This window comes from Paraglaciecola sp. QJM3NY_14 (assembly GCF_056173245.1).
In genome coordinates this window covers 48,013-73,226 of sequence record NZ_JBWBUI010000002.1, presented here as the reverse complement: position 1 = coordinate 73,226, position 25,214 = coordinate 48,013, and the positions used below count along the sequence as shown (strand labels likewise).

Sequence of the window (25,214 nt, the reverse complement as noted above, 5' to 3'; positions counted from 1 at the left end):
GCTACTCCGAAGGATGACAACTAATGCGGTAACCTTGACCTGCTGCTGTCTCTATTGTGAAAGATGGCTTAGTTGCTACTTGGATTTTTTTGCGAAGATGGCTGATTAATATACGCACGTAATGGGAATCTTCACTTCGATGTACACCCCATATTGAACGAAGTATGCGCTGCTGGCTGACAAACACCCCAGGCTCTCTGGTTAATATATCTAATAGTTGAAACTCCTTCGGAGTGAGTAATATCTTTTTGCCATAGGCCTGCACTGTATTTGAGTTGATATCAATACTCAGCCCAGCGAATTGCCGGAGGGGTTTTGCTTCGGAAATAATGGGAGTTAGGTCTCTTAGCAAAACGCTTATTCGAGCGATGAGCTCTTTAACACTAAAGGGCTTGTGCACATAATCATTTGCCCCTGCCATCAGTAGTTGCACTTTATCCGTTTCTGAATGTCTGGCGGATAATACTAGTATGGGTACTTTGCTAGTTTCTCTTACCCTTTTTAATATGCTTTGTCCGTCGCCATCGGGTAGACCGAGATCAAGAACTATCAGGTCTGGCAATGAAGATATTGCGATATGGATTCCGTCGCGCACCGTTGAAGCTTCTATACAGGTATAACCCTCAACCGAAAGAGCAATTTTAATCATTGTTCGAATATTTATTTCGTCTTCAATAATTAATACTGTGCTCATAACGCTGGCTCATTGATAGTTGGAAGAATAATAGTGACCTTACAACCGGGGTTTGTATTTCTAAGTTGAATGGTACCCTTGTGCGCAGAAATTATGCCACGTGACACGTTTAATCCTAGGCCGATCCCGCCCTTACCTATATCACCCTTTCTTGAAGAAGAAAAAAGTTGAAACGGTGCTTCGGTATCGTTATTTGGTAAACCACAGCCATTATCTCTGACTGTAATCTTAAGGTTTTCATCTGTATCGATCACATGAATAATTACTTTGTCTTGGCTAAATTTCAAAGCATTATCAACCACATTGTAAATTGCTTGTTGCAAAAGAGGTTCGCTAGCAATAATAGTTGGGGAGCTCACAAGGACAAAAATCTCAAGCCGAGATGTGTTAAAGCGGCTTTCTAAATCGCTAAAAATTCGTTCAATATCCGTGGGAGTTCTTGCTGCAATAAGTAAATCGTTTTGTATCTTAGTCGCGTGCAGAATGTTCTCAATATATGCATGCAGGCGCTTGCTCTCTTGAAGCGCTCCACTAATAAGGCCCGCTTTTTCGCTTTCCTCAAGGTTTGTAGAATATTCATGTAGCGTTTCCATTGAACCAATAATAGAGGCGAGCGGTGTTCTAAGGTCGTGGGATACGGAGCGCAATATATCTGCTTGCATCTGAGCAACTCGCAGCGCCTTTTGTTGCTTTTGATAAAACGTAGTGAATTCACTTGTTACAAATGCCACAACGACAAATGTCGCCATATTGATTATATCTTCTATGTTTTCCATGCGAATAGAGAATTGAGGCTGGGTAAACAAAAAATTAAAGCTGACAGCGCCAATTAAAGCTGCGAGTAACCCGTTTGAGCGTGAATATAAAATTGCGCAGCTAGCCGCTCCAAACTGTAAGATAAGTAATATTCCACCAATGGGCATAAACCAGCTGCTCATCGTAAAGCAGACGAGTATTGCTAACAGCATAATTAAAATGGTGAGCGCGGTATGAGGCATGGCGACGTAATATTTATTCGAATCTTTAGTGTTTAACTAATGTAACAATCAACCGGAAATAAAACGCGTAAAATTTGTGTAAAACCGAGAGCGCTGGGTGGAAAAGGTTGAAGAATGTTGATTATCAGAAGGGATATTTTTTGGCTTTGGTATTGAGTGATAGAAGACTAAAAAAGGCTAGCCCTTGATTAGTCTTATTTGGATTTTACACTGAGAGATAATCGGCAAGATTATAAATGAAAAAGCTTAATCACAACGAAGGTCATGATTAAGCTTTATATCGCCACTACTTTCAGGTTTGCCTGGTAGCTTTTATAGCAGATGCTACGTTTTAAGCTTCACAATTAGAATGAATAATTTAAGCTTACTTCGTATATACGACCAGTGTAATCTAAACGAGCTATTGCTCTTTCATCATCACCAAAGTACTCGTAGGTTTGCTCATTCGTTAGGTTATAGGCTTTAAAGTGAAGTCTTAAGTCTTTATTGACTTGGTAGCTTGATGCTAGATCTAATCGACCACTTGCTTTAACAGTACGATCTTCGGTTCCGTAATAGGAACCGCCAGGGTATTGAACATCAAATTTGTCACGCCAGTTGTATGCTAAACGAATGCTAATGCCGTCATTTTCCCAATATCCAATTAGGTTATACGAACTAGGTGATACTTTATAAAGTTTACTATCCCCTTCTACAGTCGCGTCTTGGTCAATGTATGTGTAGTTGAATACTCCTCCTAAGCCGTTCCAAGGATATGGGAGGAAATCAAGTTTTTGCTGCACTGCAAATTCAGCACCGGTTAACTTTATTTCGTTATCTGCATTGAAAGTACGGTTTACTGTCACTGTTCGATTTATCTCATCGCCTGTATCGGGATTTATAAACACAGTAGATTGGAGGCAGTTTCCGGGTAGCTCTGAATCTTCACCAATAAATTCTCCATACAGTTCATCTAGGAAGGGATATTCACCTAAGCCTGGGCAATCCCTAGAGATGTCAAACAATCCAGTAATGTTTTTCCTAAATAAACCTAATGAAATAGCGCTACCTTCACGGTTATACCATTCAAAGGATAAGTCATAGTTATCAGCCGTATAGGGGCTGACGTCCGCTTTAGGTAATGTAATATTAATAGAAGAATTCCCTTCATTAACATTAAGTGCAGGGTTTTGACTTCTTAAGTTTGGTCTGACTAACGATTGATAGTATGACGCTCGTACAACAAAGTCTTCATGGAGATCAACAGTCAAGTTTACTGATGGCAACGTATTACTGTAATCACTACTATAGGTGAATTCGCTAGGCATACTCACACCATTTACTTGCGTAATAGATCGTCCGTCAAAATCATTGGTTGTTTTCTCATGGCGAATACCTGCATTACCACGGTAACTTATGTCGCCAATTTCACCTTCAAAGCTTGCCATAATATACGCCGCTGAAATTGCTTGCTCAGTGGCAAAATTATTCGTAAAGAATTGTGGTAATCGAGTTCCATTATTTAATCGATCATAGAAGCCGCTGGGGTCTGCAAACGTTAGAGCTACTGGATTATCCTCTGTTACCTGAGTTAGATCAGCCATTCCGTCTTGTAATTGACTGGTCACAAAAGGTGTATCCAATGTTAACCAACCATTAGATACATCAAAAGTGCCGGGCAATTTGCCATCAAAAAATGCGGTTTGTTGCTCTGTTAAAATATTGTCACTAAAGAACATTGAATTGATGTTCGCCACGTTTATACCAGGTACACCAATTTTTTGATCTCGATTTTGCAAATCTTCAATGCTATGGCGTACTCCGAATTTAATCGAGCCAATAGTTAGCACATCACCCAACGCAAACTCGGTATACCGCTGTGCATTAAATTCAGCGGCTTTCATGGTGCGGGTTGGGTTATCAACACGGCCATCAACGTAATGACCGATACGAACGCCACCATTAGAGGGATCCATAGAAATGACACTTGCTCCGGCAACTGAAGGTGCAGACCAATTTAAATTATCATAATTAAAGTTTTCCCAACCCGTTGCCGATACTGCCATTTGGCCCATTGCGCCTTGACCAGTATTTAACGTACCATCAATGCCAGTTCCAACTGAATCAATTGTTACTCTAGAATCAGCTCCTGCTGCTAAATGGTTAACCGAAGCGTTGTGATGTTCCATATGACGAAAATCTAAGCCAACGTTTAGAAACTCGTTTTCAGCTTTAGAATAACTAACAACACCATCAAAAACCCAATCATCGGTTGCATAATCGCCATACAACAATAAGCCCTTCGAGGTTTCTAAGAAGGTTGTTTTGCGGTTAGTAACTAGCCATGCACCGTCAGTAAAACTGGATTGACTAACCGCATAAATAGGGTTGCCATCTTCGTCATGCTTGTAGATGAAAGGGGCGGTCTCCATGTCAGGCTCAAAACCCGCATGTCGATGATGTCTGTCACTCCTGGTTGGGTTTAATCCAGCAGTAAACGCGGTATCTTCTTTGGTGCCTTCGCCTAAGTCACGTTTTGTATATAAAACATGAGCGCCCAATTTTAAATCGTCAGTCGCTTTCCACTCAATGTTACCAGTAAATGAGTGACGATCACCTTCACTGTATTCACTTACGTTACGACCGCTTGCAACACCTAGAACGTTTGCGTCGGGCGCTAAACCATATTTCTCTTTATATGCAGCGATGCTTTCAGAAACAATACGTCCGTCATTTGTGGTTTCTTCAAACGAAGAATATTGACTGAATTGGATTAAATCACGACGAAAAGTCTGATCTGAACCTGCAAACTTAAAGGCTACGGCTAATTCGTCCTCAATTAAGTGCTTTGACGCTGACAGCTTGACTGATTTATCCCAATTACTTGTAAGTTCTTCATAACGACCGCCTAAACTAACGCTGTACTTTCCATCTTTTTTCGACAGTGCTTGTTGTAATTGTTTATCAACAATACCCGCCATACCACCGGCCTGCATATCCGCCGTGGGAGATTTGACAAGAGTTACTCCATCAAATACACCAGCTTCAAACGCAGCGAATGGGTTGGTACCACCCGTTGGGCCGGCACTTCTGCTTGGCGTTGCGAAGCTTTGCCCAAAAGCAGTTGTCTTCACAAAACCACCAGATAAGCCTCGCAAACTAATTTCAGAAGTACGTCCCTCATTCGAACGGTCTAATTGCACACCAGGTAAAGCTTGTAATGCCTCACCAAAGTCTAGTGCGGGTAAGGCATCAATATCTGTAGCTGAAATTGCATCTACAATTGAAGGCGCTTGGCGTTTAACATTTAGTGCATTTTCAAGAGAGTTTCTAACTCCAGAAACTTCAATAACCTCTACATCATCTTGGAGTTGTTCATTTTTCTCAGTGCTCTTCTGAGCATTATTCACAGCAGAATTAACTTCCTGCGCCAGTAATGTGGGGGAACTTACGGTTAGCAATAATGCGGCTGTGTTACCGATTAGTTTCCTATTTAAATTTGATTTTCTATTTTGCATCGACCCAGTCTCTTTGTTGTGTGTTCCAAATTTGCCAGTTCTTAAGGAATCGTTGTTAACGATTTGTAAAGTTATGTTAACCTCAACATTCAATCAAAACAAGTCATTTATCATCACTTGCAATGGGTTCAACCATTCTTTCAGGCCTTTTTATGATTGCTTTTGATTTTTTTATTTAGCTTTAAAGAGGAAATGAGAGGTGAAAAGCTTACTTTTCTGCATATTATTCTGGAATTTAATAAATAGCTGGTTGATGTAACTATTACATATCTTGAAAAACGTGGCGGCTAATAGGGAAAACGTTAGTTTAAGATAGGCTCAACGCTACCTCGTCACACATAGAAAATCGTTTATGTAATAGAATCAAGGCGTTGTTTACTTCGTGCTTCATTGCAATAATATACGTGAGTTCGCTCTTTCTATAGCAACCTTTAGCTAGTAAGTAGTAACTGCATACCCTTCACACCTTTGATATTCGAATACACATCTATAATCGACTCCGGCCAGGAAACGATTGCGAGACCAGCCGGCATAATCGCACGTGGATAACTGCATACTTACGTTTAGTTAATCAGTTTAATGTTTTTACCAATCTATGATTGTAATTGACGCTTGTTGACTGGGTAGCGGAATTTGTCTTTCTATAATGTTTTTAAATCAGCATTAAAATTGATATGCAGAGGCACTTGTTAATGTGACGTGTCACATTAACAAGGTTTTTTATTCGCATGCAATGTTGTGGTATTTATTTGAGGTTATCTTTTATGACAAGTCATATAATTGCTTGCAAGCTTGTAATATTGATAAAAGCTATTATTATAGATAATTACACTTATCTGTAATAATACGGTTATGAATACCAACATCACCATTTCACAACATGACTTTGCGATTGACGACGCTGACAAGGAAATTGTCTTTAGCAATTTAATTGAACTTCGGGATGATGTTTGGACCACCATGTCAAAAAATACGCGCAAAGCGTATCAACAAGATTTTGCTCAGTACTTGGCGTTCTGCAGAAAAAATGGAATGCCAGCAATGGCAAGTGATTGGCGTGTTACTAAAGAAAGCTGCAAAGCGTATCTTGAATTTATGATATCAGGACCACTTGGTCATCATAGTATTAAGCGAAAATTAGCCTCTATCCGATTCTTCATTGGTATTTCTGAGCTGCCCGATCCGTGGAAACACTCCAAGCTTTTTACCAAATTTGTATCGGGGCAACTCAAACAAAAACCTGCTGCACAGAAACAAGCAAAGCCTCTTAAATTACGCGACATACAAAAACTTAATCGCACACTTGAGCTGTCCAGTTTACTTGGTTTACGTGACGCTGCGCTTATCAATTTGGCTCTCGATACGCTCTTTCGTGCGTCTAACATCGTCGATATAGAGTTGAAACACATCGATTGGGATGCTAAAACCATTTTTGCTCCAAAATCAAAAACTGACCAATCGGGTGAAGGTTTTTACGGCTACATTTCGGATGAGACCGCAGGTTTGCTTAATCGCTGGATAGAAAAAGCTAACTTATTAGACGGGTTTTTATTCAGAAAATTATCACCAAGGCAGACGGTACAAACAGAGCCAATGCAATACCAGGCTTTACTAAAACGATACGCTGCAGTGGGTATGGCACTGGACACAAAAGGCGCATTTACGTGTCACAGTACGCGAACCGGTGGCGTCCTGACAATGATGGAAGCTGGCGTTCCTATGGCCGATATTGTGCTATCAGGTCACTGGAAATCTGAGGCAATGCCTATACGTTATGGTCAACAATACCAGGCAAGTAAAACGGGTATGGCAAAAGTTCGGTAAGTCTCTGAGAAATATCTAATCCAGCTTCAATCATTACTTGCCGTTCTACTCCAAAAATCAGCCAAATCACTTTCATAATGTTCATAAGTACGTTTACCGCGTCTTCTGCGGCTATCATGCCAGCCTGAAAAGTAAGCATGATCAACAAGCATTTTAACTTGCCGATATAGATTGTGATGCTCTTTAGTGAGGTACTTTATGAAAAGTCTGTTTTTCTCTTCTGAGTCAAGACCAAGAGGCATGCTTCGAATTTCTTTTTTTGCTTCTTCAAACTCTTCAGGCGATTCGAGTAAGTATTCAAACATCAGATCGTAGTTGTCTTTATCGAAATGAGTACGTATCGCGACTTGTTTAAGTCTTGCAAGTGTTTCTTCCTTGAGAACTATAGTAGTTGATCTAGAGCGCTTACGACTAACCCATTTGCTGAAGCGTGACAAAGCCCTACGAGCCCCGTCTTTAGTAAGGGTTTCCCTTAATAACACAACATCTTTTTCATAATCCCCAGAAAGAACTATTGCACTTAGATTTATTCCTTCAACTACATCTACGGCAGCAATCTTGTTTATCACTTCATAGTGTTCAACGTACTGCTTCCAAAAGGCATAAATTTCAGTTTTATCTTTTTGACGGCCTGGGTTTGCCACGTCAATCTCCGTTAGTTTTAATCTAATTTAACTCAATAAAAATCAGTATCAGAAAACGAATTGAAAATTCGACTCGATCATTAAATCTTTACTCATGTGCGTATAGTAACGATGTTCGTACGGGAATCAAAATAGCTTTAGCCAATCCGTGGAGCGCAGATTTGACTCAATACGGCACCATACCAGTACATTGTTTTGCTAAACCTTCCGCCGCTTGCGGCGGTCCATCGCGCTTTGCGCATAGTTTATCAGACGTTGAGCGCTTCCAATGAGAAGAGCACGTATTGACCTACGGGTGTATCAGCATTGTTGGGAGTGGTGTAAAGAATGCTTAGTAGGGATAGCGGAAAGTGATTTTTTAGCGCGAAGAAGGTCAGCCGGCAGCGCCCTCTACCCTCTTCCGTGTCACCTCATTTTCCAGTTTCTCAGGTGTTGGGTACAGACAGTAACCAAGGGATACTTGTGGTATGGTGCCGTACTGCTTCTATTCATCAAACAGGTCTTTTCCTTGAACTAGTAGCCAGTCTACAAAACCTAGGTAGACGAGAAAGGCTGGGTATGCAAGTTCTAGAGCAGGCTGTTAGAGGCAAAGAATAATACCATCTGAAATTTGAAACGATATTACTACTCTTTAACTTCATCGCCTTTTTTAAAAATAACCAAATAAAGTGCGAACCCAATTACGAAAAACAAGGACAACCCGAAAAAAAATGGATCAGACTCCATATAAAATTTACTCGCTCTAAGTCCTATATAACCTCTTTCATAGGAATAATACGCATACCAAAAACAGATTCTCGAAATAATATGGACAGAACATTTGAAATACTAATTTTGAACTTCATTCTTTTCTTCCAATTCGTTTTGTTTCTCTACGTCAGATTGAACTTCACTGCCTATATAACTCACAGCTTGTGATACTCCATATTCAAAAATGACAAGTAAGGTACGCTAATTGTGTATGGATCACTTCAATTCGGACTCTAAAACACTGTGAACATGAGGATAGCCAAGGCAGTAATTTAAAACATACGTTGCTGGACTACTTAAAGCATATGCAAATTGGAGGTGGAAATACACTGATTGAATGTAGATAGATCGAAAGTATGCTTAACTAAAGTGATTATTAGATTAAAGTATGGACATGTTCGACGAAAAACATACTAACTAAGTGCCAGTTACACAGAATCTGTTACAGGCTTTCTCTATCACCTACGTATTTAGCTCTACCTTCTCAAGTATATATTTTCCAACCACAAAACATCATTGTTATTATTAGTCTCATATCATAACTACAGGTTTAAGTTTAATATTATGAAAAGTTTATCTATTGATAACTCCCCACACGCTATAGCGGAGAGCTTAGGGAAACGGCTCAGGCGCCAACGCTTAAATCGTGATATGACGCAAGCTGAACTTGGCGAGCGTTCAGGTACATCTCGTAACATAGTGAAGAACGCAGAAAATGGGAAAGTCAGCCTAATTAACCTCGTTGCAATTTTACAAGAACTAGGCGTTTTAGAACATTTAGATGTTTTTCTTTATGAGCCAGAAATCTCTCCGCTACAACTTGTAAAACTGAAAGGGAAGGTCAGACAACGAGCAGGAGGCACGCGAAAAAATGCTAAAGAGTCAGTAATTGGCGAGCTATTAGATTGGTAATTAACAAATAGCTTTAGCTAAATTCATCAGTTTACTATGGTTAAAATAGAACCAATATAGTTACCTAATGCCTATATTGGTGCCCATAAAACCCCTATGATAAGCGTGTTAATGAGCGGTATTGATGCCATGTTTGAATTTTCCTTCCTGCATTAAGAGAAAAACATCGAGTTGCGGGGTTGATAGTTTTGTCATCAATATTATGTAAAACATTTGTTTTAAGTAGCTCTTCATCTGTTACTTTCATGGCATCGAGTAGAGTTGAATTAAGCGTTTGGATAAACAACATTGACCAAGATGTTATATCTGTATCATCTTTTTGCATTTTTTCCAGAGTATCATAATACCCTTCGCGTTCCGCAAGGATACAAACCGGCATAGCGAATAGTTGCACTGAATAATATTCACCCTGAGCAAATGCTAGATCGGTTATCAAGCGTGCTATTTGGCCATTTCCATCGTCGAAAGGGTTCAAAATGATAAACCAGAAATGAGAGATAGCTGCCCTCAAGAACGGAGCAAGTATTGGAACCACTCGTGAGTCATTAAACCAGATTGAGAAATGTGTCAGTTCGTCGTCAATTATACTCTGATCGATATTCATCAACCTTTTATGCCAACGAGCAAGGGCCACGAAAGGATGCTGAAGTGCCTATAATTGGGGAGATCTTTGAACTGAGAGTTAAGGAAAAAGTCCAATTTTATTCTTTAGTTTATTATGAGCCAAATAGAGCCATTAGATACGTTTAAACCCTATAGCGGTCGATAGGAGACCATTACAACAACTGTATTAACACCTTAATTTGTACCCCTGTGCTTCGCCCAATATAGCCTAATTTAACGAAATCCCCACATTAGTTATGTTTATTTAACTAAAAGGTGTCTGAGAAATAATTCGTTCTTCATAGCTATTTACTATTTAATAGCCAAATAAAAATGTAATACCCCTATTTTAAGCAGCAGTCATTTGTAGAAAATCTTTAAGCCACTCCCAATAATTGCTTGGGGGGCACACCACCTATTGCCATACTAGGTCTTTCATTGTTGTAGATCCATAACCAATCTGTCGCTAAGTTTTGTGCTTGCTCGACACTTTCAAACATATGCAAGTCAAGCCATTCATGCCGAGCTGTTCGATTAAACCGTTCAACATAGGCATTTTGTGTGGGTTTGCCAATTTATTCGTCCCACGCATTTTAAGAGATGAAGCAATTCCAGAAGAAGCCAAGAAAGCATTTGAATATGGCTCAAGTATGGGTGGCGCTAGGCCCAAAACGATTGTCCAAGATGGCGATACATCTTACCTAGCAAAATTTAATCGAGCGGATGACCTGTTCAATATTGTTAAGGTTGAACATGCCTCTATGACAATGCTTAAAGAATTGGGGGACAGTGTTGTCTGCATTCACATGGAAGTAATATTTTCTTGTAGAACGATTCGACTTATTCAAAGGACGGCCAATTGCACATTTCCTAAGCAAAAATTCACTTTTCAATATGCAAAGAGGCAATAAAAGCGCAATGAAAACGACTTACACCAATGCTTTTTTGGCTAAATTTATCGTGAAATATGGTGATAATCCCCTAGATGCCCACGACCTCTTCAAGAGAATGGCCAGATTATTTTAGTGCTCATGGCGTCGGAGATGGCGATTTAAAACGGCTTAAATCTGTCATTCCCTACGTGTGAATAGGTACCGCCTGGTTATTAGTTATGTCTCTTAATCCACATTAAATATGAAAATTATAAATTTTTATTCAAAAAATCACCTTTAAGCTATTATTGCAATGTTGTAATCACTCTTAATGGTGATTTAAGTTTAGAAAATGGAATTAAAGCGCACTTTAAAGTGATAATTATTCTTTTATTCACTCTTCATAGTGAGTATATTATTTTATAGTTATAAAAATCCTTATGAAAGGTTAAATATGAGCACCTCTGAAACGAATGAGCTTATCAATCAAGCTTTGATAGAACTTCAAAAGAATCAAGCTGCAGCAACACTCACCCTTGAGAGGCAATTAAAAAAGGCACTGAGCTCAGGTGAATTTGCAGGGCGAATTCACCAATTTAACTTTATCTTAGAGGCGTACATTAAAGAGCATCGTATGGATTTAGGAACGCTGGCAATGCTTGCTGGTGTGTCTAAAAATACCATGACTCGGCTTAGGAAGTCCGTCGACTCTTCTCGAGTAGAAACACTCAGCTCTATTCTTGACACAATGGGGATGGAACTCGTGATTGCGAAAAAGGCACAAGCAGATGTATGAAATCAGTCGCCAAGGCGCAATTTTTGCCAATGACATACTAACGGGGTACCTGACTGAACTCGTCGTAGCCGATAAGCTTTCTTATACGTACCAGTATCATCCTGACTATCTTCTTATAGGCGTACCTATTGGTCACAGTTTTCCGCTTCAATCTGCTCCGTTCTCGTTTGATGCATTCCCCACTTTTTTTGAAAACTTACTTAGCGAGGGGTGGATTAAGATGTATCAAACAGCCAAGGGAAAATTAGATCGACGCGATGAGTTTGGGTTGCTACTGCATAACGGTAAGGTTTTGATTGGGGCGCTATCTGTAGTGAATTTAGAAAAAGAGTTTGTGAAGTTATGACAGCTCAACTAGGTCAAATATCACTCAAGAAGGGCGTAGCACCGTATTCCCCCTCCTTTCTGAAAAAAATGTTTAACTTGTCAAAGTTGCCTGATGAGGGCTTAAAAGTAAAAGGTGATCAGCAATCATTTAATCAAGCAGCCCCAAAATATCTAGAAGGACAATCAATTTCCGGGGTGCAGAAAAAACTGTACATGGATTTAGAGCACCACTACCTTGTGCCGGTGAAAGGGCATGGGCAATATATTGTTAAACCAGCGCCGGATGGCCTGCCACACTTGCCTGAAAATGAGCATGCAATGATGCAACTCGCTAGGCTTTGTAAGTTTCAGGTGGCTGATAACGCCTTAGTACCATTTGAAAATGATGAATTGTGCTATGTCACTCGTCGTTTTGACATGCTTGAAGATGGTAGACGTTTGTTCGTAGAAGATGCTGCCAGCCTATGTAATATTCATTCATCTAATAAAGGAAGTGATAATCTTTCCTATGAAGACGTTTTAAGAACATTGTATGAAGCCAGCGGAAGAAATATGGCGATTGTATATGGGGGAGTAAGGCAAGTCTTGTTTGCTTATTTAATAGGAAACAATGATTTGCATTGTAAAAACCTATCAATGTTTAGAAACCCAGATGATGCGACTACCAGAATGCGCGACTTTACTCGAATGTATGATGTCGTCTCTGTTGCTCCATACCCTGAGTATTACCAAGAGGACTTGACGCTGTGTGTTTTAAATAGTGAGTTGGACGCTGTGTTTAGCCCTACTTACGAAATTGTTGGTCATTACTCTCTAGAATGCTTTGTGACGTTAGCCACTAACCTTGGGATGACACCCAGCGTCGCTCTAAAGCTTGTGACTCAATTATGTATTGACGTGGCGAAGTACTTTAAGCCCTTACTTTCAGCCTCAAGCAGTCCACACAAGCTACTAATTCAAAATCACATAGAAATGAAACTCTCCCGATTTGCTTCTGATATACCCATACCTTCTTTTGTCTAAAAAGACAAACATTGACCCCCCATATAATGCTAGATATGATTGATTCTGTATATTAATACAGTAGTTTATTATGGCAAATTTAATAGATTTAATGTCGGCTCTTGAAGCTGAAATTGTAGAACTCAGAATATTGATACGTGAAATGGCGATACCAGAGTTGTGTACCTATTTTCATGTACCATTAGTCACCAAGGATGATGAAAATTCAATTATTGAATTTGGCTATGCCAACATCGAAGTAACAACCTTAACGGGGTATGAGGCACTGCAGCGAAGTCTAGAAGCATTCTCCGACTTCTATGTCCCAGATAGTTCTTTTTCACGGCGTTTTGTGACTAAGCATCCTGGTCTTATTGTCGTTTCAGGCGCTAAGGCCGAAATCTCTGAACAAGTAAAGCGGGTTAACGCTGCAAAGTTGGCGTTTAGATCCGGTGTTCTTGCTTTAAGCGATGCAGCGCTAGAAAAGTGGAAAGAAGTTCATGACCGCTTTATGCATTTGATTACGACAACTGTATACCGTTCTATCTATTGCTTTGACGAAAATGTTCATAGAATCAACTTCAATTGGGTTTCTCGGCCCAGAGTAAGTAATTTAACGAAAAATGAATTAGTAGAAAAAATTGAGAGCGGAATGTTTACTATTCCTCCTTCTCATTCAATCCAGAGCTGGAAAGCGGTTTTAGACGCAGATAAATCTCTAATTGAGAAACAGAGAAATGATACGTTTACTATCCGCCGGAGAATAAAATTGCGACCCGAGGCCTCTATTAGGCTGGAAGATGCAAATACAGCAATGGGTTATAGTGCCGGCCTGCCTTACATTACCTTTAACAAGCCCTCATATTTCACTCCTTTGGAGTCATTCGATGCCAGTAAAAAGCAGAATCGAGCTAGAAAGGAAGATTCGCTACAATTACTAATTAAGAGGATGAACTTGTATGCCGATCGCAATAGTTCGAGAGCTTAATTGTATTGATCGTGAAACTATCCACAGCCCTGTGGATAGTTTATGCCATACCCCATTTAGTCCAGAATAAACTACTCAACTTTTGACGGGCAAAAGCATTCTGAAAAAACCGGGACGATCTCGCCCTGCCCCGCACGCTGAGATTTAAATTACGGCTATTTTTAAAATAGTAAAAGTATTCATCGCTTTGCGAAATTGCTTTTGATTAATATTGACCAAATATGTATTATTGTGAGTGCTTTTAAATGTCCTTTAACGTTTTCATTAAGATTTAAACTGAGGCAGACGTAAAGTACACAGCAGCGTGGGCCCAACTGAGAAAAAAAATGATGAATCTCCATCGTAAAGCGTTAACAAAACGCGCTCCGAGTGCTAAAGATTTATGGCTGATGATCTTAATACTTCCTGCAATCTATACTACCGCCGGTTGCAGCCCATCGCATAGCCCAGTGGAACCAACAGATAAAGGCAGCTTCTATTCTCAGCGCCAGGCTTTGATCGATCAGTTTTCTAAAAAGGATAACGTTTTCGCTACGCTAGAAGCACAAATAGAGACTGCGGACTCTGAAAGTGAAAGCTATTGGCAGTGGCGAATAGATCAGTATATGTACGGTCGCTACCCAGAATACCAACCCATTTACAATGCTTTTAAGAGCGATAAAAACTTCAACGACATCTACGGCCTATCAGAAGAGAATTTAGGCCCTAAAAAGCCATTACCTGAATCACTTCCGGAATTACCGCTAGGCTATTTCACAGAGAACCTAGGTGGTAACCCCCATAGAGGCTGGCATTATGTAGACAGCGATACGGTATACATCACCTACCAAGGCCAGTTAACAGACCCCTACATCGCTAAATACAATCTTGTTACTCACCAATGGCAGGGGCCTTTCAAAGCAGCAGAGAGCACTCTATCAAAAGGCGAACGAAAAATAGATAGTCATGGTAGGCCAATCATAGAAATGGACAGTAAAGGTTACTTACACCTTGTATACGGCGGCCATGGGGGAGAACGTGAGGATGGGCTTAATCCTTTGTCAATTGATACCCCTCATGCCGGCGGGCGAATGCTGCATGCCATGTCCAAAAGGCCATATGATATTAGTGAATTTACATACATAGACGATATATCCCCCTTCGCGTCTTACACAAAAAGCTACAAAATGGGTAATGGTGATATCTATTTGTTCACGCGGGCGGGCACCCACAAGTCACCTTGGGTGTACTACAAAATGAAAGCGGGAACCCACAGATTTGAGAAACCAGTAATAATTACAGTGCCAACACCACAGCAAGATAACCCAATCAATGTTGATACGTTTTATATCAATCCACTGAAAATATCTTATTCAGAAATTGCGATCAGCTACTTATGGCATGAATGTAATTTTCTTGAATTGCACGACAAAACGACTTACGCCCGTATTAATGCGTACTATATGCGTTTAGATACAACCACTGACATGTTCTACAACGCCCAAGGAGAGCAGATACAACTCCCGGTAACACTTGATGTAGCTAACGAAAAAATGCTTGCTTTCGACTCCACTGATAAGGAGGAAACGCCCTTTGGTACCGCGCCAGTGGTATTGGAAAGCGGCGCTCCGGCGGTAGCTTATGAAGCCCGGACAGAAGATATACGCGAATGGCGTTTGGCTGCATTTAAAGATGAACAGTGGGAACATAGTTTACCTATGCCCAACACAGTAAATCGCACACTTCGCGGTAAAAGTAACGAAGAAGTATATAAAATTTTAAGCTTAGAGCCGCTTCAAGGTGAGCACAGCAATCACGAGGCTGTGGTTATCTACCGTGATAAAAATAAACACACAGCATTCGCAAAAGCAACGAGTCAAAATGGTGTGAACTGGCGCGTATCAGATATCTACCTTTCGCTTAAAAACACCCGCATTCAGATGGATGTCATTCACGATGACTCTGGTGAGGGGGTAGAGCTTATACTAAATGTCAAAAAAGGCGCTTCTCAACGCTTATATTTGTGGCACGATGGGGCCTTTAGAGCTCCCCAGAAAGAGGAAGCAAACCTTGTTGCCCTTTCTGAAAGCACGATGGGCATATATGAATCTTTTGAAGCGGGAGGTTGGAATGCCGCATCTCCCAGAGGGTTTACGCCGGGGTTAAATGCTGCGCTTCCCAAGAATCTCATGTTCAATCAACTACAAAGTGAAGACGCATTCGATTTGGAAACAGAGGTTGTTCGCTCTGGTCAGTACGCAGCAAAACTAACATGGCATCACGAAAACCCAGCCGCTTATAATGGCGATCCTAAAAAGATGGATAACGTTGATAGAAAAGCCATGTTCCACGGCTTCAAAACGCAAAAAGTTCGAGGCGCAGAAGCTTGGTATGGTTTTAGCTTTTTCTTTCCACACGAGGGAACACAAAGTGAACCCAATGAGTGGCTATTTTTTCAAATACACGGCAGTGCTGATAAGCGGTTAAAAGAACACTCAAGAAACCCTCCATTTAGCTTAACCCTTACTGATAAAGGCATGAAAGGGAATTGGAAATGGGATCCACATGAGCTTAGCCCCACCCGCCAAGGCGACGGTACCTCATACTTTAAAATACCCGGCAGCAAAGCTGAATATCTAGGAAGATGGGTAGACTTCGTCCTGCATGTAAAAGTGGATTACTCGGACGAAAAAACTGGTTTTTTAGAGCTTTGGGTAGACGGGAAAAAAGTCCTCAATGAACAAGGTATTCAGTTTGGTTATAATGACGATAAAGGGATTTATCCCTCTTGGGGAATGTACTTCAATGGTGATTTAAGCGGTATGCAGAATGACCATTACCTCTATTTAGATGAAATACGTATGACAGACTATCCCAATGCAACTTACGAAGATGTCGCACCTGGGCAGTAAGAACTGGTGCTAAGGTAGTACAAGTATCAATTTAACGAGTTAATTACCTGTAAAGCTAGAAGAGGGTATACCTCTTTTTACTATTATCTTGAAAGAAAACATAAAGAGTGTCGTCAATGTCGTGTCTTGCTACCAGCTTACCCAAAGCATGCGTCGCAGAAGAAATTGCTGGGATAATAGCCCAATGGAGCGATTTTTTAGAAGTTTAAAAACGGAATGGGTAGCCACATCAGTACAATCGTGGTTTAACCGCAAACGAGTCAGATGAATAATTGTTGTCTATCACATGCTGGCTACAAACTTTCACCTAGATAGAGACGGTGAGCTTCACCGACCTCTCTCACTAATCGAGACATATCAACAAAATCAGTTAAGCCGGACGTTTTTGCATAGTACGGCCAGTTAGCTACGGTGGTAACCACTTTTTTTATTATCTTCTTTGCTTTAGCTTTGGGCACGTCTCCATGAAGTGCTACTGCAAGCAAATCATCAATTTTAATCTCTTTAACCTTACCATTAATGGTCATTTGGTGACGGCTTGTCCAACCCGCGCCATTGCAATAAGTGATGTCATACGCTGGCGACAGTGACCAGACTGATCCATCAGGAACGAAATGTTCTTTGTATGATCGTCTTGGTTGACAGCCACTACATTGAAGACCATACGAACATAGAACTGCTCAATCTCTATCGGTGATAACCTTTTTTAAATTCAGTCTTTACTTTCAAGACATTCACAGCATAAACATTAAAGCTCAAAACGCCCGCGAATAGAATGGTAGAGTACTTTTTCAAACTAAACATACTAACTCTCCGTTACTACAACGTTCGCAGCTCTACCTCACTCAGTGTATTATCAATACACTGAGTGGAGTTGTCGCTTTACTCGGAAACACCTAAATTAATAATTTGTAGATGAAGCGGTAGGGCGTTACCTGCGCCTTTCTCCATCAAATAGTAGTAGGCTTTGCCGTTTTCAATATGAATAGTACCGTGGTCAAATTTAACGCCCGTATTTTGTTGGTAAACCACCTCAAAATCGTTCGTACCGCCTTTCGCTTGTTCAACGAACGGGTAGCCATTTTTAAGCCCAATTATGAAAATACTATCGCCCGAGGTATAAATAGAATCTGCACCGGTAAAATCAGTCGTAACCGTAAAGCTCTCTGTATTGGCTGGTTTAAAGGCATGTATCGACACCTCTTTGTAGTCACTTCGCTTTGTATCTGTAGAACGAACGTGAGTGATAAAATGGAGATCGTCGTTCTCAGTAACCGTCCAATCAAATCCCGTTACAATGTGCACAGAATTCGACTCTTGATGATCGATATAATCGCCAGGCTCGAAGATTTTTATTTCATCAGAGTTAACCAAGGGCCAGGTTATGTCCTCGTCGTCTACATTTTTCCAGTTACCCAGACCATCTGGGTGATCTGAGTACGCGTAGTAAACGCCGTTCTGGTACTTATAACGGTCATTATTGTCCGCGCTACGTTGTTGAAACCCTACACGTAGCTTACCGTTTAAATACTTCATCTGACCATATAACCCCCAGTTGTACGCATTTCCATGAGTTTTTTGGTCTTTATGATTGAAAGGTGTAAAACGAGTCCACACTTGTTTTTCGGCGTCGTACTTATTGAAATAATAAGCACCATTGTTGTTGCCACCCCAACGCATGTAATGCAAAAGTTCGCCATCTTTACTTGTGTAAAATTTAGGGTATGTCAGCGCAGAAAAATTATCTTTGTCTTCTAAGTTACCTGTCATGGTCAGATGTTTGTAATCGTCGGCGCCCTGACTTACTACGCTGGTATCTTTGACAAACTGCTCTAATGTGAATACCTCATCCGGTGCATCCGCAGCACCAGGCAATGAATAAGAATAACGGAAGAAGTCGTCGACAAACCGTCCCTTAAATCTGCCGTTTTCATCATCATCAACATAGGCGTGCATATCGTACACCATATGGATAGTGCCATTTTTTGGACTCACGGCTAAACCAATGGTGTTGTGCGATTCACCTACTCGTGGGTCTCCTCGAAAGCCAGTGTGTCTATGGGGAAACTGAATGGTTTTAACATTGCCAGTTTTTGTGTTGAATCTGGAAAGCATAACATTACGTTCTTCTTTCCCGCCTTTGTACCACGTCATAAAAACGTAGTGTTTATAAGGCTTAACAGCATCGCCGTGAGCCGAAATGTTCCTTCCAAAAAAATAATCGTACTCTCGCCCCGTTGAAGGGTTTTCAAAGGTTTTGTGATTGAGCTTTTTGCCATCGAAATGAAGCGCGCCGTCGGTTATTTTAACCTGGCTCTCTAAAAATACTCCACTTGCTTTTTTCATACCTGAGGGTACAGCCACGTTATTACTCGTGGCGCAAGCGGTTAACATTGACAGTGCAACCACAACTTTAACTGACGCACTCAATTGGCAGGCTATACCACGTATTTTTAGATTTAACTTCATCAGATTGACTCGCTATAAATTTACAAGCAGTGTACATTTAATTAAAACCATTTTCACTCAATAGTAACCACATTCAATCAACTTAAAGTCAAAAAGGGTTATAGATGGAACAGTTAATTTTCAAAACACTGCTATTTTCTTCGCTACTTTCAGTATTGGTAAGTAACTTAGCGTTCTCGCAAGACATCAAGCATGGATTGCGCGATAGCGCTGGAAGACACATGATCCCGCGCGGCTACGTCGTAAATACTAATGACGCCGCGGGAGAAGTTAACTTCACTCAAGAAGACTATGCACGTATGGTACGCATGGGCGCCAATGTACAAGTTGTCAGGTTAGAATTAGGTAAGTTGAGTACATTTGGCAATTCGAAATTTCAACCCGAGTATTTAGCACGTTTAAAACGAGCTGTTCGCCTTGGTAGAGAGGCAGGGGTAAAAACCGTCTTTAAGTTAACTGTGTATGGCGCCGAGGGCTTTTCATGGCCAGATTTATACATTGATAACAATAATGCTCAAGAAACCTATATTAATGCGTGGCGACATATTTGGGATGCGTTTAAAGACAACAATGCGGTGATAGGCTACGACCTGGTAAACGAACCACGTAAAAAGGAATTAGCGCAAACCTATGATGAGCTCACCAGCGACTATTTAATACCGCTTTATGAAAACATTATTGATGCTGCATTACCATACAGCGATAAAAAGCTGTTTTTGATCCAAACTATTTTCATGAACAAAGGCGAAGCAATTAACAAAAATCAGTACGCTGAAATAAAGAAAAGAGTAAACCGTAAAAATATTGTGTTCGCACCACACATATACCAAGAGTATATCGACTACATCGCACCTACTATGGAAAGGTTTGATAAAGAAGCTGACCTACTTCAAGCGCCAATTTTGGTGGGCGAATGGGGGTTTCCCACGCTATTTACTACCGACAAATCAGTGGAGGAACAACTGCACTATATTGAATTTTACATTCGCACTGCAGAAATTTTTGACCAAATGGGTGTAGGTTCAATTAAAGCTTGGTTTCTAGGCAATCGTAGCTACCAGAATTTCTTGCCTGGCGGAGAATCAACCTGGGCGATTTTCTCTGATAAACAAGCCGACGGTACTGTAGAACGAAAATATATCACCGATATTATTGCTCGCCCCTATCCGCAATATATTGCCGGTGATATTAAAAACTTCATGTTTCATTTCGCCACCCGCACGCTAAATCTCAATGTCAAAACCGATAACAGCAAAGGAGCATCGAGAATATTTGTGGCAGCAGATCGCCATTACCCTGATGGATTCTCCATTCACGTAGGCGACGATATAATTCTTACACACAGTCCAATGAGAACAGGTTTTCGCGTGTATTCATCCAAAGCCAACACAAAACCCAGCGATTTTATCTGGGATGCAGATAGGCAGCAGCTGATTGTACTCGCATGGCCCACAGACCAAGCGGTAGTAAATGTAAGGATAGAACCAGGGATTTATAGAGAGCCAGATCCGGCTGCAAAAAATTAGGCTTAGTTACGAATATCTGATTATTTTGGCCTAAATAAATAGGCCTCTATTTCAGCGGTCTGTTAGCTATAAGATACAAGGCGGACGTTTCGGGTATGTCTAACAAAAGTCCGCTGCAGACAAGGAGCGGACATTCAGGATTAAAGGCTTTGAGCTTACGAATGGTGCCAATTTAAGGCATTTAATTTGGAGCTTATGCGGTCTTTTGCATTCTGTATGAACTAAACCGTTCACTAAACTGGCCTAATCTTCTTTGTATAGACTCTAATCTCACTCCCTTGAATCTTGACCTTGCCCACACAATCAGCATCCTCAAGCGCTTCTACAAGCCGATTGTTCACTTCAGTATATGGGATCGAAGGCCGCTTTCCGTAGTTTCCAAGAGTATTAATTGCAGATGGGAATAGCTCTATAGCCTCCATAACAGTTTTCCTACTCCAACGCTTCACGACTCTAATGAGAAGCTCTTTAGCTTCATCTTCGGCCCAATTCTCAAGAAATTTTTTGAATAGTCCAATACCAACGTCCTGATCTTTTACGACTAACATCAAACGCTGTATCACATCCATCGACAAGCGAGAATCATCAACCTTCAGATAATAAGGTGATACAAGATTAGATAACTCAGCACTCGTACCAAGTGTTTCAATATTCAATATGCCACTCAGCTCTATCTTGAAACTTTCTGGTAGTTCTTGATCTTGGAATAACTCAAGCGCAACATCATGCTGAATTGCGCCTGCATAGATATCGATTTCTTTTTGAAATTTTGAATAGTGTTGCTTGATCAGCGCAACCCGAAGCTCAGGATTATCTTCGGTCTGTTCATAGATTTCTTGGTTAAATGACAATAGGCCCCGCACGACCAACAGCAATTTCTTGCTGTTGGATACTCTCGGAAAACCTCTCCATGTCGTATTTAAACCAAGATTTAGTCTTTCATAAAAATTGTCTGAAACTTCGTCCAAGTTATAGATGAACCGTTTAAAATTACTTATCTGCTCATCACTTCCTTCGACTCTAAACTTATCATTTCGCAGTGCTTGGCTGGCTTTGTCCTGATTTATAAATGCAACTACAAGAGCATTGTCTACTTGCTGCGACATATAGCATTGGAATATCGTGCTCCACGTAGGAGCAACCTTATTTTCTTGCAGAAGATGTTGCCAAAGCTCTTCTCTAACATTGTCGAGACTCTTGAAAATGTGATTTTGATGGGAGATTACCCTTCTTTTCAAATCAGGGGATAGCGAATGATCCTGAATGATCATGCTGACCACCCAATCAGGCTCTTCTCGGTTTTGCTCATTACACAACATCACCTTTTCTAGATATTCCGCCAAATTATCATTCACATAAGAAGTGACGTTCTCATCACACTCACTGAGTAAGCAATATGTATGCGAATGTATCTCGCTGGTATCTTTCGCATTTAAAACGATCGCTACGTGTATGTTCAACATATTGATTTTAAAGAGAAGATGGGCATGAATAAAACCTAAAAGACTGGAATTTTCTGAAATCGATGATAGATCTGAGACTTTAACTCCAATAATCTTAAGCACATCGTAACTATTTTTTCCCGGAGCCGATACGCTGCTATTGGCGTAAATTGCCGCAAGGTTTTCTTCAAGATACCGCCTTAATTCATCTACCCCTTCATGATTCTCTATTAGATACATATCAGCACAATCCAATATTTTAGCTAAGTGCTGATCAGAGTTGCTCCCACCAATAACAGCAGCAAAATATTCGGTCCATGTTTCGAGTAATGCGTTACACAATTCTCTTAATCGTTTGCCTTTCTTAAAATAAAGCGAAAAGAAATCCAGAGTTTCACTCGAATCAAACGAATTTTTGACATAATTAAGCGCTAAAAGTCGCCCATTTTTTTCAGATTCAGACGAATACAACAGATAGTCAAACAAATACACATTTAACACATAATTACTGGAAAAGTCGCTGTTGTTCAGGCGTGCACATACTTCTTTTGGGTGATCAATGACTAAATCCGGTTTTGCCGCATCACGTGATTTCAATATGGTATTGAATAGCCTGTCATTAGCACTCCATCCGTCTCTTTCACGGAAGATAGCAATATATAGTGCATAATCTTCATTTAGATAGCCACTTAAGATAAGGAAACGAAACAATCTAATTGGTGCGACATCAGATGTATCTTCTCCTCGATCCTGATAGCTATGAAAAAAAACCTTCAGCTTAGATGTATATTGATTCATTGACTCTGGTGATTCTCGCAGGAAATCAGCTAATTTAAGCTGTTCTAACTCTTGAATACGCTCTTCAATATCAGCAATCTCACTATAGATCGCAGCCTTGACCTTATATGACTTTTTTCCTACTAACTTGACTCTTTCATTAAATGATAAATTAGCATCTAATTTATTCTCTATTACTGCGAATGACTTTCCGCTATCCCATCCCCCGTGATTTGCGTGTTGTGCAAAAACAATATTATTTATTCCCACAAGTGGTTCAATATCTTTGAAAAAATTCATTCCCGAAAACGGATAAAAATGATTATCCACTCTTACCCCCAAAACAGCGTTTTTTGAGTGTTTTATCAACTCTCCAACGTAAGAGTTTACTAACTCAGCTTCGGAACTTACGCGCTCATTATCTACTCTCTCAATTAATTCTTTTTTTTCTGATAACTCCGCCTTAAAAGCTGATTTTCTATGTTCCAAAAGATCCTGTTTACAATTTACCAACTCATAGAAAACACCTTCAGAGTCATGTAGCGCCTCAAAATCTTTACCGAACAAATTTTTATAAATCATAAGTGCCAGAAGAAATGTAGGATCAATATTCTTATCGTTAATCTCCTGAATGTAGATGACAAACTCATTAAAAACATTGTGTATTAGACGTGCATCATTCAAAAAATCAGACACGTCCCGTAGAAAATCTTGATTTAGAGGCCGCTTAAGTTCGGGTAATGATTTGCAGCGTTCGGTTATGACGTCTAGAGAGTTTGCTGTGCCAATCACAGGAATAACAGGGATGATAAAATCAAAAAACTTGGTTCTCTGCCGCTCATTAAATGTGGAGTCTTTTAATGCATACAAAAACTGCACATGTCTGCTGTTACTGACACTGTGACTTTTGTTAATAAGGGTATTGAGTTCACGCAACTTTGTGAATATATCGGGCGAGTCAAAACGATCAAGGTCTTCAAAGATGACTAAGTTATATTCGGTCTGCTCAAAGAAATAGAGTATCTCATCCACATGTTTATTGAGAATGGATGCTGAATCCACATCTTTTTCTACCTCAATATTTTTTAGCGATATTTTTTTGAACGATGCACCGAATGCACTCAAGTAAAAATGTTTAATCAACCACCAACTGCTAAAAATGAATGCCGTGACAAAAAAGAACAGCGCATAAAATGCACCACTCCACAGTGGTATTGAAAATATTTGTTTATTGTACTGAAAAAGGATCAACGCACCAATGACCCACAGCGTCATGGCCGTTGCGTTAATAATAGGTTTCTTGGGTGTTTTAATCCGCTTAAAACGAGAATATGGTAAGGCATCAGAAGGAGCACTGTAGATCATTTGCTGCAAAATACTGAGCTCAATTTCAGCTCCAGTGGGTTGCTCATTTTCAAAAGAAGCCAGTGAAATCTCTAGCAATTTCACATCCTCAGGACAGTTTTCTTTATACCCCTTTATTACACTACTTTTCCCCGAACCGTATGGCCCTGTGAGAGCAATGTTGTAGATATCTTTATCCTTAATGCCGAAATTTAACGCCGATTGATAAATGCAACCATCTTTACTACGTGATACGGGCGCTAGATCAACAAACCATTCGTGCTTTTTTTTATTCTGGTCCATGAAATCCCTTAACTAATATTTCCAAAAAATAGTCATCCTAGGGTGGATTGAAATGCACCCACTGAAAATAGCGGCTGACTAAAATATTTAATATAGCTGATCGAGTCCACTGGTTGTACTAGTGCACTGACTAACCTACATTTTTCTCTTTTAAAAGAATAACAACAAATAAGGCAAGGTGGCAGATACAAATTAAAGCCCTACCATTCTTACCAGTTTGTGGCAAAGCGACAGAACTCCCCTTCCAGTGTCCGCCACTTCGCTGGTTGCAGAAGTCGGCTTTTAGTAACGCCAGCGTCCGCTATACGTACGCTGCCGACCTTTGGTTGTTACTGACTGGCACCGGTAGACAAGAAGCAGCTATTCCACCCTTACCTATGGGTATCATGATTTTAATTATGTTTTAGCTTCAGCACACGGCAACAAACATGATTGGGGGCTATATGGAGACTTCAAATAAATGAAAATGGCCACAATTTGTGGGTGAAAGAACAAAACCATGTGCAAAGCCAAGTTGATTATTGTAATGCCAGCAGCCATTCTGATGTTAACGTT

Annotated in this window: 18 protein-coding genes and 1 pseudogene; 9 read left to right on the top strand and 10 right to left on the bottom strand. The window is 40.3% G+C overall.

Annotated features, from left to right (window positions below; translation table 11 throughout):
• Window position 1 precedes the first annotated feature (1 nt).
• The 3 genes from AC0VYA_RS22205 to AC0VYA_RS22195 all read right to left on the bottom strand — a co-directional run bounded on the left by AC0VYA_RS22205 (window position 2) and on the right by AC0VYA_RS22195 (window position 5,282).
• On the bottom strand, window positions 2-694 hold the full coding sequence (locus AC0VYA_RS22205; RefSeq protein ID WP_475491117.1) for a response regulator transcription factor: 693 nt from the start codon (window positions 692-694) through the stop codon (window positions 2-4).
• The gene (locus AC0VYA_RS22200) at window positions 691-1,692 is read right to left on the bottom strand and encodes a sensor histidine kinase (RefSeq protein ID WP_475491116.1); all 1,002 of its coding nucleotides are present in this window, start codon (window positions 1,690-1,692) and stop codon (window positions 691-693) included. The genes AC0VYA_RS22205 and AC0VYA_RS22200 overlap by 4 nt, the downstream gene beginning before the upstream one ends.
• A 344-nt stretch (window positions 1,693-2,036) precedes the next feature.
• Window positions 2,037-5,282 (bottom strand): TonB-dependent receptor, encoded by a 3,246-nt coding sequence (locus tag AC0VYA_RS22195; RefSeq protein WP_475491115.1) that lies wholly within the window; start codon window positions 5,280-5,282, stop codon window positions 2,037-2,039.
• A 759-nt stretch (window positions 5,283-6,041) separates the two neighbouring features.
• Here AC0VYA_RS22195 and AC0VYA_RS22190 point away from each other — a divergent pair.
• Window positions 6,042-7,013, top strand: a complete 972-nt coding sequence (locus tag AC0VYA_RS22190) for a tyrosine-type recombinase/integrase (RefSeq protein ID WP_475491114.1) — start codon at window positions 6,042-6,044, stop codon at window positions 7,011-7,013.
• Window positions 7,014-7,039: 26 nt separating this feature from the next.
• Here AC0VYA_RS22190 and AC0VYA_RS22185 read toward each other — a convergent pair whose 3' ends face one another.
• Window positions 7,040-7,657, bottom strand: coding sequence for a hypothetical protein (locus AC0VYA_RS22185; protein WP_475491113.1), 618 nt, complete (start codon window positions 7,655-7,657; stop codon window positions 7,040-7,042).
• Window positions 7,658-8,971: 1,314 nt separating this feature from the next.
• Between AC0VYA_RS22185 and AC0VYA_RS22180 the strand changes: the two genes are divergently transcribed.
• Window positions 8,972-9,319, top strand: a complete 348-nt coding sequence (locus AC0VYA_RS22180) for a helix-turn-helix domain-containing protein (RefSeq protein WP_475491112.1) — start codon at window positions 8,972-8,974, stop codon at window positions 9,317-9,319.
• A gap of 94 nt (window positions 9,320-9,413) precedes the next feature.
• On the opposite strand, the gene AC0VYA_RS22175 is transcribed toward AC0VYA_RS22180, so the two are convergent.
• Both AC0VYA_RS22175 and AC0VYA_RS22170 read right to left on the bottom strand, forming a co-directional pair.
• Window positions 9,414-9,953 carry a Fic family protein gene (locus AC0VYA_RS22175; RefSeq protein WP_475491188.1) on the bottom strand — a complete coding sequence of 180 codons (540 nt, stop codon included), beginning with the start codon at window positions 9,951-9,953 and terminating at the stop codon, window positions 9,414-9,416.
• A 346-nt stretch (window positions 9,954-10,299) separates the two neighbouring features.
• Window positions 10,300-10,494 (bottom strand): annotated as a pseudogene (locus AC0VYA_RS22170) (integrase core domain-containing protein); the annotation flags it as partial.
• Here AC0VYA_RS22170 and AC0VYA_RS22165 point away from each other — a divergent pair.
• The 6 genes from AC0VYA_RS22165 to AC0VYA_RS22140 all read left to right on the top strand — a co-directional run bounded on the left by AC0VYA_RS22165 (window position 10,423) and on the right by AC0VYA_RS22140 (window position 16,798).
• Window positions 10,423-10,833 (top strand): HipA domain-containing protein, encoded by a 411-nt coding sequence (locus tag AC0VYA_RS22165; protein ID WP_475491187.1) that lies wholly within the window; start codon window positions 10,423-10,425, stop codon window positions 10,831-10,833. The pseudogene AC0VYA_RS22170 and the gene AC0VYA_RS22165 overlap by 72 nt on opposite strands.
• 415 nt (window positions 10,834-11,248) lie before the next feature.
• On the top strand, window positions 11,249-11,590 hold the full coding sequence (locus AC0VYA_RS22160) for a hypothetical protein (RefSeq protein ID WP_475491186.1): 342 nt from the start codon (window positions 11,249-11,251) through the stop codon (window positions 11,588-11,590).
• Complete coding sequence (locus AC0VYA_RS22155; protein WP_475491185.1) at window positions 11,583-11,936, top strand: HipA N-terminal domain-containing protein; 354 nt, start codon at window positions 11,583-11,585, stop codon at window positions 11,934-11,936. The genes AC0VYA_RS22160 and AC0VYA_RS22155 overlap by 8 nt, the downstream gene beginning before the upstream one ends.
• A complete protein-coding gene (locus AC0VYA_RS22150) occupies window positions 11,933-12,940 on the top strand; it encodes a HipA domain-containing protein (RefSeq protein WP_475491184.1) in 1,008 nt (335 codons plus the stop codon). The genes AC0VYA_RS22155 and AC0VYA_RS22150 overlap by 4 nt, the downstream gene beginning before the upstream one ends.
• A 70-nt stretch (window positions 12,941-13,010) precedes the next feature.
• Entirely contained in the window at window positions 13,011-13,907 is an 897-nt protein-coding gene (locus AC0VYA_RS22145; protein ID WP_475491183.1) for a DNA replication terminus site-binding protein, read from the top strand.
• 326 nt (window positions 13,908-14,233) lie between these two features.
• Window positions 14,234-16,798 (top strand): heparin lyase I family protein, encoded by a 2,565-nt coding sequence (locus AC0VYA_RS22140; RefSeq protein ID WP_475491182.1) that lies wholly within the window; start codon window positions 14,234-14,236, stop codon window positions 16,796-16,798.
• 293 nt (window positions 16,799-17,091) lie between these two features.
• Here the strand turns inward: AC0VYA_RS22140 and AC0VYA_RS22135 are convergent, their stop codons facing one another.
• The 3 genes from AC0VYA_RS22135 to AC0VYA_RS22125 form a co-directional block, all read right to left on the bottom strand.
• On the bottom strand, window positions 17,092-17,325 hold the full coding sequence (locus tag AC0VYA_RS22135; protein ID WP_475491181.1) for a hypothetical protein: 234 nt from the start codon (window positions 17,323-17,325) through the stop codon (window positions 17,092-17,094).
• Window positions 17,322-17,462: a hypothetical protein gene (locus AC0VYA_RS22130; RefSeq protein WP_475491180.1), complete on the bottom strand. Its 141-nt coding sequence runs from the start codon at window positions 17,460-17,462 to the stop codon at window positions 17,322-17,324. The genes AC0VYA_RS22135 and AC0VYA_RS22130 overlap by 4 nt, the downstream gene beginning before the upstream one ends.
• A gap of 218 nt (window positions 17,463-17,680) precedes the next feature.
• Complete coding sequence (locus AC0VYA_RS22125; RefSeq protein ID WP_475491191.1) at window positions 17,681-19,144, bottom strand: BNR-4 repeat-containing protein; 1,464 nt, start codon at window positions 19,142-19,144, stop codon at window positions 17,681-17,683.
• A gap of 227 nt (window positions 19,145-19,371) precedes the next feature.
• On the opposite strand from AC0VYA_RS22125, the gene AC0VYA_RS22120 reads away from it, so the two are divergent.
• Window positions 19,372-20,793: a cellulase family glycosylhydrolase gene (locus AC0VYA_RS22120; RefSeq protein ID WP_475491179.1), complete on the top strand. Its 1,422-nt coding sequence runs from the start codon at window positions 19,372-19,374 to the stop codon at window positions 20,791-20,793.
• Window positions 20,794-21,026: 233 nt separating this feature from the next.
• Here the strand turns inward: AC0VYA_RS22120 and AC0VYA_RS22115 are convergent, their stop codons facing one another.
• Window positions 21,027-24,659 carry a YobI family P-loop NTPase gene (locus tag AC0VYA_RS22115; RefSeq protein ID WP_475491178.1) on the bottom strand — a complete coding sequence of 1,211 codons (3,633 nt, stop codon included), beginning with the start codon at window positions 24,657-24,659 and terminating at the stop codon, window positions 21,027-21,029.
• Window positions 24,660-25,214: the final 555 nt, after the last annotated feature.

Coding starts and splice junctions, on each gene's coding strand:
- AC0VYA_RS22205 (WP_475491117.1), bottom strand. CDS start 694: ATGAGCACAGTATTAATTATTGAAGACGAAATAAATATTCGAACAATG.
- AC0VYA_RS22200 (WP_475491116.1), bottom strand. CDS start 1,692: ATGCCTCATACCGCGCTCACCATTTTAATTATGCTGTTAGCAATACTC.
- AC0VYA_RS22190 (WP_475491114.1), top strand. CDS start 6,042: ATGAATACCAACATCACCATTTCACAACATGACTTTGCGATTGACGAC.
- AC0VYA_RS22180 (WP_475491112.1), top strand. CDS start 8,972: ATGAAAAGTTTATCTATTGATAACTCCCCACACGCTATAGCGGAGAGC.
- AC0VYA_RS22165 (WP_475491187.1), top strand. CDS start 10,423: ATGCAAGTCAAGCCATTCATGCCGAGCTGTTCGATTAAACCGTTCAAC.
- AC0VYA_RS22160 (WP_475491186.1), top strand. CDS start 11,249: ATGAGCACCTCTGAAACGAATGAGCTTATCAATCAAGCTTTGATAGAA.
- AC0VYA_RS22155 (WP_475491185.1), top strand. CDS start 11,583: ATGTATGAAATCAGTCGCCAAGGCGCAATTTTTGCCAATGACATACTA.
- AC0VYA_RS22150 (WP_475491184.1), top strand. CDS start 11,933: ATGACAGCTCAACTAGGTCAAATATCACTCAAGAAGGGCGTAGCACCG.
- AC0VYA_RS22145 (WP_475491183.1), top strand. CDS start 13,011: ATGGCAAATTTAATAGATTTAATGTCGGCTCTTGAAGCTGAAATTGTA.
- AC0VYA_RS22140 (WP_475491182.1), top strand. CDS start 14,234: ATGATGAATCTCCATCGTAAAGCGTTAACAAAACGCGCTCCGAGTGCT.
- AC0VYA_RS22135 (WP_475491181.1), bottom strand. CDS start 17,325: ATGACCATTAATGGTAAGGTTAAAGAGATTAAAATTGATGATTTGCTT.
- AC0VYA_RS22130 (WP_475491180.1), bottom strand. CDS start 17,462: ATGGTCTTCAATGTAGTGGCTGTCAACCAAGACGATCATACAAAGAAC.
- AC0VYA_RS22125 (WP_475491191.1), bottom strand. CDS start 19,144: ATGAAAAAAGCAAGTGGAGTATTTTTAGAGAGCCAGGTTAAAATAACC.
- AC0VYA_RS22120 (WP_475491179.1), top strand. CDS start 19,372: ATGGAACAGTTAATTTTCAAAACACTGCTATTTTCTTCGCTACTTTCA.
- AC0VYA_RS22115 (WP_475491178.1), bottom strand. CDS start 24,659: ATGGACCAGAATAAAAAAAAGCACGAATGGTTTGTTGATCTAGCGCCC.